General features: G+C 69.9%; 11 protein-coding genes and 1 pseudogene. 5 read left to right on the top strand and 7 right to left on the bottom strand.

Annotated features, from left to right (window positions below):
* Positions 1-100: 100 nt before the first annotated feature.
* The 4 genes from ahpC to prmC all read left to right on the top strand — a co-directional run bounded on the left by ahpC (position 101) and on the right by prmC (position 3,849).
* A complete protein-coding gene (gene ahpC / locus E1B00_RS09335) occupies positions 101-664 on the top strand; it encodes an alkyl hydroperoxide reductase subunit C (RefSeq protein ID WP_139448062.1) in 564 nt (187 codons plus the stop codon).
* Positions 665-787: 123 nt separating this feature from the next.
* Positions 788-2,377: an alkyl hydroperoxide reductase subunit F gene (gene ahpF, locus E1B00_RS09330; protein ID WP_139448060.1), complete on the top strand. Its 1,590-nt coding sequence runs from the start codon at positions 788-790 to the stop codon at positions 2,375-2,377.
* 73 nt (positions 2,378-2,450) lie between these two features.
* Positions 2,451-3,014 (top strand): Pycsar system effector family protein, encoded by a 564-nt coding sequence (locus tag E1B00_RS15815; protein WP_246048638.1) that lies wholly within the window; start codon positions 2,451-2,453, stop codon positions 3,012-3,014.
* 1 nt (position 3,015) lies between these two features.
* On the top strand, positions 3,016-3,849 hold the full coding sequence (gene prmC / locus E1B00_RS09325) for a peptide chain release factor N(5)-glutamine methyltransferase (RefSeq protein WP_246048637.1): 834 nt from the start codon (positions 3,016-3,018) through the stop codon (positions 3,847-3,849).
* A 12-nt stretch (positions 3,850-3,861) separates the two neighbouring features.
* On the opposite strand, the gene E1B00_RS09320 is transcribed toward prmC, so the two are convergent.
* From E1B00_RS09320 to E1B00_RS09305, 4 genes and pseudogenes are all read right to left on the bottom strand, one after another.
* The gene (locus E1B00_RS09320) at positions 3,862-5,694 is read right to left on the bottom strand and encodes an OmpA family protein (protein ID WP_139448056.1); all 1,833 of its coding nucleotides are present in this window, start codon (positions 5,692-5,694) and stop codon (positions 3,862-3,864) included.
* Between the two features lie 137 nt (positions 5,695-5,831).
* Positions 5,832-7,736, bottom strand: coding sequence for a 1-deoxy-D-xylulose-5-phosphate synthase (gene dxs / locus E1B00_RS09315; protein WP_139448938.1), 1,905 nt, complete (start codon positions 7,734-7,736; stop codon positions 5,832-5,834).
* A gap of 114 nt (positions 7,737-7,850) precedes the next feature.
* Complete coding sequence (locus tag E1B00_RS15630) at positions 7,851-8,900, bottom strand: hypothetical protein (RefSeq protein WP_176693190.1); 1,050 nt, start codon at positions 8,898-8,900, stop codon at positions 7,851-7,853.
* A gap of 85 nt (positions 8,901-8,985) precedes the next feature.
* Positions 8,986-9,540: pseudogene (locus E1B00_RS09305) on the bottom strand (HNH endonuclease); the annotation flags it as partial.
* A 176-nt stretch (positions 9,541-9,716) separates the two neighbouring features.
* On the opposite strand from E1B00_RS09305, the gene pip reads away from it, so the two are divergent.
* Positions 9,717-10,658, top strand: a complete 942-nt coding sequence (gene pip / locus E1B00_RS09300) for a prolyl aminopeptidase (RefSeq protein WP_139448051.1) — start codon at positions 9,717-9,719, stop codon at positions 10,656-10,658.
* Between the two features lie 195 nt (positions 10,659-10,853).
* Here the strand turns inward: pip and E1B00_RS09295 are convergent, their stop codons facing one another.
* The 3 genes from E1B00_RS09295 to E1B00_RS09285 are packed head-to-tail and all read right to left on the bottom strand — an operon-like array spanning position 10,854 to position 12,860.
* Entirely contained in the window at positions 10,854-11,390 is a 537-nt protein-coding gene (locus E1B00_RS09295; protein WP_139448049.1) for an NUDIX hydrolase, read from the bottom strand.
* 25 nt (positions 11,391-11,415) lie between these two features.
* Entirely contained in the window at positions 11,416-12,306 is an 891-nt protein-coding gene (locus tag E1B00_RS09290; RefSeq protein WP_139448936.1) for a 5'-3' exonuclease, read from the bottom strand.
* Positions 12,294-12,860: a nitroreductase family protein gene (locus E1B00_RS09285; RefSeq protein ID WP_139448047.1), complete on the bottom strand. Its 567-nt coding sequence runs from the start codon at positions 12,858-12,860 to the stop codon at positions 12,294-12,296. Before E1B00_RS09285 ends, E1B00_RS09290 begins: the two co-directional genes overlap by 13 nt.
* Between the last annotated feature and the right edge of the window lie 98 nt (positions 12,861-12,958).

Genomic DNA, 12,958 nt, shown 5'->3' with positions numbered 1-12,958 from the left:
TATTAAATTAATTGGAACTATCACTTTCACATATCAATAGGGTGAGCCTACCATTCGCCCTGTCTCCGATTCACCTCTCCCCCAACCAAGGACTGAACCCATGTCGTTGATCAACACCTCCATCCCGTCGTTCAAGGCCCAGGCCTTCCACAACGGCAAGTTCGTCGAAGTCTCCGACGCCACCCTGAAGGGCAAGTGGTCCGTGCTGGTGTTCATGCCGGCCGCCTTCACCTTCAACTGCCCGACCGAGGTCGAGGACGCCGCCGAGAACTACGGCGAGTTCCAGGCCGCCGGCGCCGAGGTCTACATCGTCACCACCGACACCCACTTCTCGCACAAGGTCTGGCACGAGACCTCGCCGGCCGTGGGCAAGGCCAAGTTCCCGCTGGTCGGCGACCCGACCCACCAGCTGACCCGCGCCTTCGGCGTGCACATCGAGGAAGAGGGCCTGGCCCTGCGCGGCACCTTCGTGATCAACCCGGAGGGCGTGATCAAGACGGCCGAGATCCACGACAACGCGATCGCCCGCGACATCTCCGAGACCCTGCGCAAGCTCAAGGCCGCCCAGTTCGTGGCCAAGAACCCGAACCAGGTGTGCCCGGCCAAGTGGAAGGAAGGCGAGAAGACCCTCGCTCCGTCGCTGGACCTGGTCGGCAAGATCTGATCCCCGCCACACCGTGACCTCCGCCGTCCCCGGGCCCGCCCGGGGACGGCGTTCCGGAGGTTTGCGCCTGCCGCGGGCCCGCCGGCCGCAGGCGCAAGCCGCCACACTTTTCGGAGTAACGCCATGCTCGACGCCAAGCTCAAGACGCAGCTTTCGGCCTACCTGGAAAAGCTGCAGCTGCCGATCGAACTGATCGCCTCGCTCGACGAGCGCGACGCCTCGCGCGAGCTCGAGGCGCTGCTGGTCGAGATCGCCGGCCTGTCCGACAAGATCACCTACGTGCGCAGCGACGACGATGCGCGCAAGCCCTCGTTCGCCATCCGCCGCGCCGGCACCGACCTGCAGGTGCGCTTCGCCGGCCTGCCGATGGGCCACGAGTTCACCTCGCTGGTGCTGGCCCTGCTGCAGGTCGGCGGGCATCCGTCGAAGGAAGCGCAGGACCTGCTGGCGCAGGTGGCCGCGCTCGAGGGCGAGTTCCGCTTCGAGACCTATTTTTCGCTCTCCTGCCAGAACTGCCCGGACGTGGTGCAGGCGCTGAACCTGATGTGCGTGCTCAACCCGCGCGTCTCGCACGTGGCCATCGACGGCGCGCTGTTCCAGGCCGAGGTCGAGGCGCGCCAGGTGATGGCGGTCCCGACCGTGTACCTCAACGGCGAAGTGTTCGGCCAGGGCCGCATGGAGCTGGCCGAGATCGTCGCCCGGATCGACACCGGCGCGGTGGCGCGCGAAGCGGAGAAGATCGCCGCCAAGGACGCCTTCGACGTGCTCGTGGTCGGCGGCGGCCCCGCCGGCGCGGCCGCGGCGATCTACGCCGCGCGCAAGGGCATCCGCACCGGCATCGCGGCCGAGCGTTTTGGCGGCCAGGTGCTCGACACCTTGGGCATCGAGAACCTGATCTCGGTGGCCGAGACCGAGGGCCCGAAGCTGGCCGCCGCGCTCGAGCAGAACGTGCGCCACTACGACGTGGACCTGATGAACCTGCAGCGCGCGGAAGAACTGCTGCCGGCGGGCGAGGATGGCCTGGTGCGGGTGCGGCTGGCCAGCGGTGCGGTGCTGAAGTCGCGCACCGTGATCCTGAGCACCGGCGCGCGCTGGCGCCAGATGAACGTGCCCGGCGAAAACGAATACCGCAACAAGGGCGTGGCCTACTGCCCGCACTGCGACGGCCCGCTGTTCAAGGGCAAGCGCGTGGCGGTGATCGGCGGCGGCAACTCCGGCGTCGAGGCGGCGATCGATCTGGCCGGCCTGGTCAGCCACGTCACCCTGCTGGAGTTCGACGGCAAGCTGCGCGCCGACGAGGTGCTGCAGCGCAAGCTGCGCAGCCTGCCGAACGTGACCGTGCTGACCAATGCCCAGAGCACCGAAGTGCTGGGCGACGGCCAGAAGGTCAGCGGCCTGGTCTACACCGACCGGTTGATCGGCAACTCGCACCGGATCGAGCTCGAGGGCATCTTCGTGCAGATCGGCCTGCTGCCGAACACCGAATGGCTCAAGGGCACGGTCGAGCTGTCGGCCCGCGGCGAGATCGTCATCGACGACCGCGGCCAGACCTCGGTCCCGGGCGTGTTCGCCGCCGGCGACGCCACCACGGTGCCGTACAAGCAGATCGTGGTGGCGATGGGCGCCGGCTCGACGGCCGCGCTCAGCGCCTTCGACCACCTGATCCGCACGCCGCTGCCGGCGCTTGCCGGCGACCTGGCCGCCGCGGCCTGAGGCCGGCACCCTGCAGCACGCGCCGGCCCGCGCGGCCGGCGCTATGATGGCGCGGCTCTCCGAGGACCGCGCCATGCCCCCCGTCGAAACCCCCGCCGCCGAGGTCGAAAAACTGTTCGCGGCGGTGCCCGAACGCAACACCGGCGACACCCTGCTGCGCACGATGCAGATGCACCACGTGCAGCTGTCCGCCATGGCCGACACCAAGGCCAACATCATCATCACGATGTCGTCGATCGTGCTGACCCTGGTGCTGGGGCGGCTGAGCGACCCCGTGCTGCGCACCGCGTCGCTGACCCTGGCCGCCTTCACCCTGCTGGCCCTGCTGCTGGCGGTGCTGGCCGTGCTGCCCAAGTACCGCCCGCTGAAGCTGGTGGACGGGACGATCCCGCCGCAGTTCAATCTGCTGTTCTTCGGCCATTTCGCCGAACTGCCGCGCGAGCGCTTCCTGGCCGAGATCGCCGGCGCGCTCAAGGCAGACGGCTCGGTCTACGAGACCATGGCGCGCGACACCTATGCGCTCGGCTGGTATCTGGCCAACCACAAGTACCGCTACCTGCGGCTGTCGTACATCTTCTTCCTCGCCGGCTTCATCCTGGCCTGCGTGGTCCAGGTCATCTCGCTGCTGGCGCGCTGAGGTGACGACGCTGGCGCACGCCATCCGCGACGCCGCCGCGCGCCTTCCGGGCGACGAAGCGCGGCTGGAGGCCGAACTGCTGCTGGCGCACGCGCTGCAGCGGCCGCGCAGCTGGTTCTACGCCCACGCCGGCGACGTGCTCGAACCCGACGACGCGCGCACCTTCGAGGCCCTGCTGCGCCGTCGTGACCACGGCGAGCCGGTCGCGCAGATCGTCGGCCATCGCGGCTTCTGGTCGCTGGACCTGGCGGTCACCGCCGACACCCTGATCCCGCGCCCGGAAACCGAGCTGCTGGTCGAACTGGCGCTCGAGCACCTGCCGGCCGAGCAGATGGGCCAGGTGCTGGACCTGGGCACCGGCACCGGCGCGATCGCCTTGGCCATCGCCAGCGAACGCCCGCTGGTGGACATGACCGCGGTGGACCTGAGCAACGCGGCGCTGGACGTCGCCCGCGCCAACGCCGCCGATGCCGGACTGCCGCTGCGCCTGCTGCAGGGCAGTTGGTTCGCGCCGGTGGCGGGCGAAGTGTTCCGCATGGTGGTCAGCAATCCGCCCTACATCGCCGAAGGCGACCCGCATCTGCTGCAGGGTGATCTGCGCTTCGAGCCGCGTTCGGCCCTGGCCTCGGGTCCCGACGGGCTGGACGCGATCCGCCGCATCGTCGCCGACGCGCCCGCGCACCTGCTGCCCGGCGGCTGGCTGCTGATCGAACACGGCTACGACCAGGGAAACGCCGTGCGCGGCCTGTTCACGGCGGCGGGCTTCCACCGCGTGGCCACCGCCCGCGACCTTGAGGGCCGCGAGCGGGTGACGATGGGGCGGCACGACGGCTGAGGCCTTCGCCCTTCAGTCGGCGACGCGGACCTCGACGCGGCGGTTGAGCGCGCGGCCGGCGGCATTGCCGTTGTCGGCGACCGGGCGCGATTCGCCCAGGCCTTCCGAAGACAGCCGGCCGGCATCCACGCCCTTGCCGGTGAGCCAGGCCACCACCGAAGCGGCGCGCTGCTCCGACAGCTCCTGGTTGTAGCCGTCGCCGCCTTCGCTGTCGGTGTGGCCGGCGATCACCAGCTTCAGCCCCGGATCCGCCGTCAGCACGCCCAGTACCTGCTGCAGCGTCGTTTCGGACTCGGGCTTGAGCGTGGCCTTGGCGGTGTCGAAGTAGATGCCGTAGAGGTCCACCTTGCCGACGCGCTCGAGTTCCTCGGCCAGCGATTCGCTGTCCTTTTCGGTCGGTGTCAGCTCCAGCACCACGTCCACGGTTTCACCCGAGACCAGGTCGGCGGCCTCGCTGTCGGAGCTGTAGTCGGGCTTGCTGCCGGTGGTCACCACCAGGCCGGCCGGCACCTTCTCCAGCACGAAGCCGCCCTTGTCGTCGCTCAGCGCCTGCACGACATTGCCGGCCGAGACCAGCACGCCGGCCAGCGGGCGGCCGGCCTTGGTGTCGACGGCGATGCCGCGCACGGTGCCGGTGTAGGCGTAGCCCTTGGGATTGACCAGCAGGCGCACGAAGTCGAAGGCGAAGCCGTCGCCCGCGTTGTTGTCCGGGTCGTCGATGCGGATCTCGACGCGGCCGTCGCGCACCGTGTCCACGTATTCGGGCAGCAGCTGCAGGGTCAGCAGCTTGCCGATCGGGCCGGTCTGGTCGAGCGCGTTGAGCACCACGGCGACGTCGCTGAGCTCGCGGCCGTCGATCCAGGCGCGGAACTGGCTCTTCATGGTCTTGGACTGGAAGTCGTCGACGAACAGCTGCAGCGCCACCGTCTTCACCTCCACGCCGTGCAGGTCGAACTCCAGCACCAGCGGCGTGGGCTGGTTGGACGGGCGCGAGGTCTGCTGGGTGTAGCCATCGGCGCGCACGCCACCGGTGTGGCCGCTGACCACCATGATGCGGTCGGTGCCGGCCGGATCGTCGGACTCGGGCAGGTAGGGAAAACGATGTGCCGGCGTGGATTTGCCGGTGAACGGGTCGAAACCGTTGGGCCAGCCGAAGCCCATGTTGTCGATGTCGCCCAGCTGCACCAGCAGGTCGGCCTCGGGCGCGTCCTTGCGCACCAGGCGGATCTGCTTCCAGTCCTCGGGCAGGCCTTCGAGCGCGTCGGCGCGGCGGTCGGATTCGGCCTGCAGCTGCTGGTCGCGCATCGCGCGCTGGCTGGCCTTCACTTTTTCCATCGCGGCGGCGCGTTTTTCCGGATCGCTGCCGGCTGCGGCGAGTTCCTGCATCGCCGCCATCACCGCGGCCATCTGCGCCTTTTGCTGCTCGAGGCGGGCGGTGGCGTCGGCCATCTGCGCCGCGGCATCGGCGGGTTTGCCGTCGACGCCGGGCACCGGGCCTTCCGCCGGCGCGGTCGACGGGTCGAAGGTCTCGCCTTCGGCGCGGCGCGCGGCTTCGGCCAGGGCGGCGCCGAAGGGCAGGTCCTGCAGATCGTCGAGGCTGGCGGTGCCGCCGTCCTTGAGCCCCGCGGCTTCGGCGCCATCGTCGAAAGCCTCCAGGTCGCCCGGAGTGCCGGAATCGGACTCCGCGGCCGCGGTGGCCGCCGTCTCGCCGACGCCGTCGGATGTATCGCTTTCAGGCGCGACGGCGGCGGCGTCGCTGGACGGATCGGCCGGGGGCGGTTCACCGCCGCAGGCGGCGATCAGCACGGACAGGGCAAGGGCGGCGACAAGGCGGGGGCGGCGCATCGGGGGGGGGCTCCAGTCCGGAGGGCGCGTCCACTCTAACAAGGCCCGGGGGACCCCGCCGCGCGGACGCGGGCAAGGGCCTTATCGCGTCGGAGCGGATGATCCGGCCACGCGCGGTGGCCGGTGTCGGGCCAGTGTCAGGCGGTGACGGCGCGCGGCGGATCGCCGGCGAGGACGGGCCAGCGCTTGAGCAGGGCGGCGCGGATGCCGTCGGCGTCCAGGCCGGCTTCGGCCAGCAGCTGTTCGCGGCTGGCGTGTTCCTGATAGGCGTCGGGCAGGCCCAGGTGTTGCACGGGCAGGGTGATCGCCTCGGCGGCCAGCAGTTCGGCCACGGCGCTGCCGGCGCCGCCCATCACCACGTTGTCCTCGAGCGTCACGAAGCCCTCGTGGGTCTTGGCCAGCTCGAGCAGCAGCGCGCGGTCGAGCGGCTTGACGAAGCGCATGTTGACCACGGTCAGGCCGAGCTCGCGGCCGACCTTCTCCGCCGCCGGCACCAGGGCGCCGAAGGCGAGCAGGGCGAGGCGGCCACCGCGCTGGCGCAGCTCGGCCTTGCCGATCGGCAGGGTGTCGAGCGCCGGCTGCACGGCCACGCCCGGGCCGCTGCCGCGCGGATAGCGCACGGCCGCCGGGCCGGCGTAGTGGAAACCGGTGCTGAGCATCTGCCGGCATTCGTTTTCGTCGGCGGGGGCCATCACCACCATGTTCGGGATGCAGCGCAGGAAGCTCAGGTCGAAGCTGCCGGCATGGGTGGCGCCGTCGGGGCCGACCACGCCGCCGCGGTCGACCGCGAACAGCACGTCCAGGTCCTGCAGCGCCACGTCGTGGATCAGCTGGTCGTAACCGCGCTGCAGGAAGCTCGAATAGATCGCGACCACGGGCTTGGCGCCCTCGACCGCCATGCCGGCGGCCAGCGTCACCGCGTGCTGTTCGGCGATGGCGACGTCGAAATAACGCGCCGGGTATTCCTTGCTGAAGCGCACCAGGCCCGAACCTTCGCGCATCGCCGGCGTGATGCCCAGCAGCTTGGGATCGGCCGCGGCCATGTCGCAGAGCCAGTCGCCGAACACCTGAGTGTAGGTCGGTTTGGCCGGGCCGGCCTTCTTGACGATGCCGACGCTGGGGTCGAAGGGACCGACCGCGTGGTATTCGATCTGGTCGCCTTCGGCCCGCTCGTAACCCTTGCCCTTGGTGGTGATCACGTGCAGCAGCTGCGGGCCCTTGAGACCCTTGAGCGTGTTGAGCGTGGCGACCAGGGCCGGCACGTCGTGGCCGTCGATCGGGCCGGTGTAGTGGAAGCCCATTTCCTCGAACAGGGTGGAGGGCACGAACATGCCCTTCCAGTGTTCTTCCCAGCGGCGCATGAAGCGCGCGGCCGGCTTGCGCTTGTCGCCGAACAGCTTCTTGCCGCCCTCGCGGATGGCGTTGAGGGTGCGGCTGCCGGAAAGCCGGCCGAGCATCTTGGTCAGGCCGCCGACGTTTTCGGAGATCGACATCCGGTTGTCGTTGAGGATGACCAGCAGGTCCGGCTCCGGATCCATGCCGCCGGCGTGGTTGAGCGCCTCGAAGGCCATGCCGGCAGTCATCGCGCCGTCGCCGATCACCGCGACGACCTTGCGCGGGTCGCCCTGGGACTGCAGCGCGATCGCCATGCCCAGCGCCGCCGAGATCGAGGTCGAGCTGTGGCCGACGCCGAAGGTGTCGTATTCGCTCTCGTCGCGCTTGGGGAAGGGCGCGACGCCGTCCTTCTGCTTGACGGTGTGGATGGTTTCGGCGCGGCCGGTCAGGATCTTGTGCGGATAACACTGGTGGCCGACGTCCCAGACCAGGCGGTCGACCGGGGTCTCGAAAACGTGGTGCAGCGCCACCGTCAGCTCGATCACGCCCAGGCCCGCGCCGAAATGGCCGCCCGACTGGCTGACCTGCTCGATCAGGTAGGCCCGCAGTTCGTCGGCGATGGCCGGCAGCTCGGTTTCCGGGAACTGGCGCAGGTCAGCGGGGACGGCAATGCGGGAGAGGCGCGGATAGCGCTGGGAGTCCATCAGGGGTCTGGCTTGGGGGCAGGCGCAAATTGTCCGGCACCCTGTCCCCCGGGGCAAGGCGAGTCTTGCCCGAAGCTGAAGCGGCGCCCGCCGGCGAGGCCGGCGGGCGCGCGTGAATCAGCGGCGGAAACGTCCCAGCAGGCCGCCCTTGTCGGGGCTGGCGGAGGCGGGTGCGGGCACGTCGGCTTCGGCGACGCCCGACACCAGGCTGGCGTTCACGAAGTCGATCACCTCGGCCAGGCCGACGCCGCTCTGTTCGGCGATCTCGGTCAGGTTGGCCGGGCCCTTCATCATCACCGTGGCGATGCGGAAGTGCTTGGGGAACTCACGCTCGGTCTGCGGCCACTTGAGCAGCTTGTAGCGGTCGTTCGGGCCGTAGCCCGGCGCGAGCGCGCCGTTGCCACCGGTGAGCGCGCACAGCCAGGCCAGGCGCGCCCAGGGCTGGCTGCCGCCGAGCTGCGCGGAAAGACCCGGCAGCTGGGCCGGATCCACCGGCGCCAGGTCGGACTCGCGGATGATCGCCGAGCAATACGGCGCCAGCGGCTTGAGCGAGGCGCCCGACAGATAGGTCTGGGTGGCGGGATCGAGCACCAGGTCCGGGGCGCCGGTCAGCTGCAGGCGGACGGGGCCGGCCAGGGCGCCGGGGCGCAGGTAGTCGGCCAGGCGCGGTTCGGCCGCGCGGGCGGGCGGGACGAAGGCGGGCTGCTCCGAGGTGACCCGGGGCGAAGGCGCCGGCGCGGCGGCGGCCGGTACCTGGACCGGCGCGGGGGCGGCCGGGGCAGGAGCGGCCGGCGGCGGAGCCGGCGCGGCGGGAGCCGGAGCGGCGACGGGCTCGGGCGCCTCCGCGGCAGCTGAGGGCGCGGCGCCGTCGATCTGCTCGAACAGTGCCACCAGCGCATCGGCGGTGACCGGGCGCTGGAGCACGTAGTCGGTTTCGGCGCGGCCGCTGGCGGTGAGCGCGACCAGGATCTTGCCGGTGCCGATGGCCTTCATCAGGCTCATCTGGCCGTACATGGAGTCCATGTCGATCACCAGCACCGCGGCTTCGGTTTCCGGCGTCACCAGCCATTTGTTGCCGGTGCGGGCGTTGGCCTGCTTGAAACGTGACACGACTTCGGCTTCTTCCTCGCGGGAAAGGCCGGCGAAACAGATGCTGTGCTTGGTCATTACCTGTATTCCCCCTGATCACGACGCCCGGGGCGACGTGAAGGCCGGCAGTGTCGGCCGGCGGGCCGGGTCCCGTCAAATGGCCTCAAACCGGCCTTCGCGGCCGCTTGGGCAGGTGGCTTTTCAGGAAGGCCATCTGGTCGGCGAGGATGTGCCGGTTGGACAGGATCAGGTGTTCGACCCAGCTGGGCCGGTAGGGCACGGCCAGCAGGGGCATGCCGGCCTGCTGCGGGGTGCGCCCGCCCTTGCGGGAATTGCACATGAAACAGGCGCAGACCACGTTCTCCCAGACGTCGCGGCCGCCCTTGGACACCGGGATGACGTGGTCGCGGGTCAGGGCACTGCGGCTGTATTCGTTGCCGCAGTAAAGGCAGAGGTTGGCGTCGCGGGCGAACAGCGCGGTGTTGGTCAGCGCCGGTGACGGGTTCAGGGCCTTGGCGTGGGCATGGCCGCGGGCGGCGACGATGGGATGCAGTTCGATGACGCTCTGCAGGCCGCTGAAGCGGTTGGTGCCGCCGTGCACGGTTAGGCAGGGATCGCCCAGGGTCCACGCGACGGCGCCGCGGGCGTAGAGGCAAACGGCATCCTGCCACTGCATCCAGTCGAGGATGCGGCCGTGGGCATCGAGGGAAAGTACGCGCGGGATGGCCGTTTCGCGGGGAGCAGTGGGCCCGACCGGGGGGTGCTGCATCCCGGTACCCACCAGACTCAGATGCGTCGGCGGACTGCCCATGTTGCGTCCGAGCATACGCCATGCGCATGACAGTTCAAGCACCCGGGCTAGAATCGCGCTTCCCCCGGAATCCGAGGCGTCCCATGCGCGGCCTGTACCCCGAACTCGAACCCTACGACAGCGGCACCCTGGCCGTGGACGGCCGGCACCGGCTCTACTACGAGCAGTGCGGCAATCCCGAGGGCAAGCCGGTGGTGCTGCTGCACGGTGGTCCGGGCGCCGGCTGCGGGGCCAAGATGCGCCGTTTTCACGACCCGGCGCGCTACCGCATCGTGCTGTTCGACCAGCGCGGCAGCGGGCGTTCGACGCCGCACGCCGACCTGGTCGACAACACCACCTGGGACCTGGTCGCCGACATCGAGAAGCTGCGCAAGCACCTGGGCCTTGCGCGCTGGCAGGTGTTCGGCGGCAGCTGGGGGTCGACGCTGGCGCTGGCCTATGCGCAGGCGCACCCGGGCCAGGTGACGGAGCTGGTGCTGCGCGGGATCTTCATGCTGCGGCGCTGGGAACTGGAGTGGTTCTATCAGGAAGGCTGTTCGAATCTGTTTCCCGACGCGTGGGAAAAGTACCTGGCGCCGATTCCGCCGGTGGAACGCCACGACCTGATGAGCGCCTATCACCGGCGCCTGACCTCGCCCGACGAGGCGACGCGGCTGGCGGCGGCGCGGGCGTGGTCGGTGTGGGAGGCGAGCACGAGTTTCCTGCGCCAGGACGAGGCTTTCATCAACAGCCACGAGGATCCGCACTTCGCGCTCAGTTTCGCGCGGATCGAGTGCCACTATTTCGTCAACGGCGGTTTCTTCGATGTCGACGACCAGCTGCTGCGCGATGCGCACCGGCTCAAGGGCATTCCGGGCGTGATCGCGCACGGGCGCTACGACGTGGTCTGCCCGGTGCGCAATGCCTGGGACCTGCACAAGGCCTGGCCGGAGTCGAAGCTGGAGATCGCGCCGACCGCGGGGCATTCGGCCTTCGAGGCGGAGCTGACCGACATCCTGGTGCGCGCGACCGACTCCTTCCGCTGATGCTTCAGTGCATGGCGCCCGGATCGTTTCCGGCGGCGGGACGCATCACGGCCGGTCTTTTTCCGGGGACGCCGTGAATACGTCCATGTAGGCTCTTCGAAAACGTCCCTGTTTTCGAAGCCCCGGAAAAAGACCGGCCGCGCTGCGCCCCTTCCAGGGTTTCCGGGGGGCGCCCCGAACGTTTCGGCAGTTTCCTTAGGCTGGTGATCCGTCAGGATCGCGATCGATCAGCCACAGCCCCGCCCACAGCTTCGCGTCCATGGCGTAACCCTCGGCCATCTTGGCCGAGAGCCATCGCGGGGCGTCGGCGACGGGGACTTCGTGCACGGTGATGTTCTCGGTCTCGTCGCCGCCGCCGGCGTGAACGCGGGTCAGGCCGCGGGCGCGGACGAAGGCGACCAGTTCATTGCTCATGCCGGAACTGGTCGGGCCGACCATCAGCACCTTGACCTCGGAGGCCAGCCAGCCGGTTTCTTCCAGCAGTTCGCGGCGGGCGGCGTCTTCCAGGGTGTCGTGGGCGTCGATGTCGCCGACCAGGCCGGCGGGCATCTCGATGGTGTTGGCGTTCATCGGCACGCGGAACTGTTCGACGAAGACCAGTTTGTCCTCGGGCGTGACGGCGATGACGATCACCGCGCTGCCGGCGTTGGTGCGCTCGGCGTATTCCCAGCGCCCGCGCGTCACCAGCCGCAGGTACTTGCCTTCCCACATCGTCTTCGGCTGTTCGTCCATGCGCCGATCCTAGCGCGGGCCGATGTCAGGCGGACAGCAGGCGCCGGCGGGTCATGGGGCCGAAGCGCAGGTCTTCGCAGATCGCCTCCAGGCCCGCGGCATTCGCCGGGCGGCGTTCGGCGGTGCCGAAGTCGGCGGGCAGGGGGGCGTTGACGTCGATGGTGGCCAGGCGGCGGGAGAGCAGGGCGGTCTCGCGGTGTTCCTGCAGGCGCTGGGCATGCTGGGCGCTGCCGCGCAGGCGCAGGTAGGGCACTTCGCCGAGGCGTTCGTAGATCGCGTCCAGGCTGCCGAAGTGGCCGAGCAGGGTGGCGGCGGTCTTGGCGCCGATGCCGGGCACGCCGGGGATGTTGTCGATGGCGTCGCCGGTCAGGCCCAGGTAGTCGGCGATCTGGTGGGCGTGCACGCCGTAGCGCGCCTTCACGCCGTCGGCGCGCCAGCGTTCGTTGCGCGCGTAGTCCCACTGTTCGTCGTCGGCGTCGAGCAGCTGGGACAGGTCCTTGTCGGCGGAGACGATCAGGCCGGCGTGGCCGGCGCGGCGCACATGGCCCAGGGCGGCGCCGATCAGGTCGTCGGCCTCGTAGCGGCCGTCGGCCAGCACCGGCAGGCCGAGCGCGCGGCACAGGCGCTGGCAGTGCGCGAACTGGCGCTTGAGCTCTTCCGGCGCGGCGTCGCGGTTGGCTTTGTAGGCCGGGTAGATGTCGTTGCGGAAGTTCGAGTCCAGCGACTCGTCGAAGGCGATGGCGATGCGCGACGGCTTCTGCCGCTCCAGCAGTTCGAGCAGGAAGCGGGCGAAACCGTGTACGGCGTTGACCGGCCAGCCCTCGCGGTCCTCGAACTCCGGCGGCATCGAGTGCCAGGCCCGGAACACGTACAGGCTGGCGTCGACGAGGTGGACGGGGCCGCTCACGGGGTCCAGTCGCCCAGCAGCTGCTCCGGGTCGGGGCGCTGGCGTTCGGGCGCCTCCTCGGCCGCGGTGCCGATGTGGATGAAACCCAGCACCTTCTCGTTTTCTTCCAGGCCCAGGCGGGCGGTCACCACCGGATCGTAGGCGGCCCAGCCGGTCAGCCACTGGGCGCCGAAGCCCAGGGCCTGGGCGGCCTGGAGCAGGGCGAAGCAGACGGCGCCGCCGGACAGCAGCTGTTCCTGCTCGGGCACCTTGTGGCCGGGCGTGAGCCGGGCGATGACGGCAAGAATCAGTGGCGCATGTGAGAAGCGCTGACGGTCCTTGTCCACGGCGGCCTGCGGTGCGGCCGGGTCGCGCTCGAGCGCGCGGGCGGCGAGCAGGTCGCCCAGGGCCTGGCGGGCCGGGCCATGGATGCGCAGGAAGCGCCAAGGGGTTAGTTTGCCGTGGTCGGGCACGCGGACCGCTTCGCTCAGGATGGCCCGGAGCTGGTCGGGTGTGGGTCCGGGCTCGCCGAGCAGGCGGGACGGCACCGACCGGCGTCGGCGCAGGGCATCGAGGGCATTCATGAGCGCAAGATTACCATTCGCTCCCCCCGGACCTCCTTCCCTCGGATTCTGGGAAGGGGTTCACAGAACCATGTGGCAGAGTCTAAGAAACTGACGCT

It is taken from the genome of Arenimonas terrae, from assembly GCF_006265115.1.
Classification (GTDB): Bacteria; Pseudomonadota; Gammaproteobacteria; order Xanthomonadales; family Xanthomonadaceae; genus Arenimonas; species Arenimonas terrae.
The sequence above is the reverse complement of the archived record's forward strand: the minus strand, read 5'-3'. Positions and strand labels throughout refer to the sequence as shown.

Coding starts and splice junctions, on each gene's coding strand:
- E1B00_RS09320 (WP_139448056.1), bottom strand. CDS start 5,694: ATGCGCCGCCCCCGCCTTGTCGCCGCCCTTGCCCTGTCCGTGCTGATC.
- E1B00_RS09285 (WP_139448047.1), bottom strand. CDS start 12,860: ATGAATGCCCTCGATGCCCTGCGCCGACGCCGGTCGGTGCCGTCCCGC.
- ahpC (WP_139448062.1), top strand. CDS start 101: ATGTCGTTGATCAACACCTCCATCCCGTCGTTCAAGGCCCAGGCCTTC.
- ahpF (WP_139448060.1), top strand. CDS start 788: ATGCTCGACGCCAAGCTCAAGACGCAGCTTTCGGCCTACCTGGAAAAG.
- E1B00_RS15630 (WP_176693190.1), bottom strand. CDS start 8,900: ATGACCAAGCACAGCATCTGTTTCGCCGGCCTTTCCCGCGAGGAAGAA.
- pip (WP_139448051.1), top strand. CDS start 9,717: ATGCGCGGCCTGTACCCCGAACTCGAACCCTACGACAGCGGCACCCTG.
- E1B00_RS09295 (WP_139448049.1), bottom strand. CDS start 11,390: ATGGACGAACAGCCGAAGACGATGTGGGAAGGCAAGTACCTGCGGCTG.
- E1B00_RS15815 (WP_246048638.1), top strand. CDS start 2,451: ATGCCCCCCGTCGAAACCCCCGCCGCCGAGGTCGAAAAACTGTTCGCG.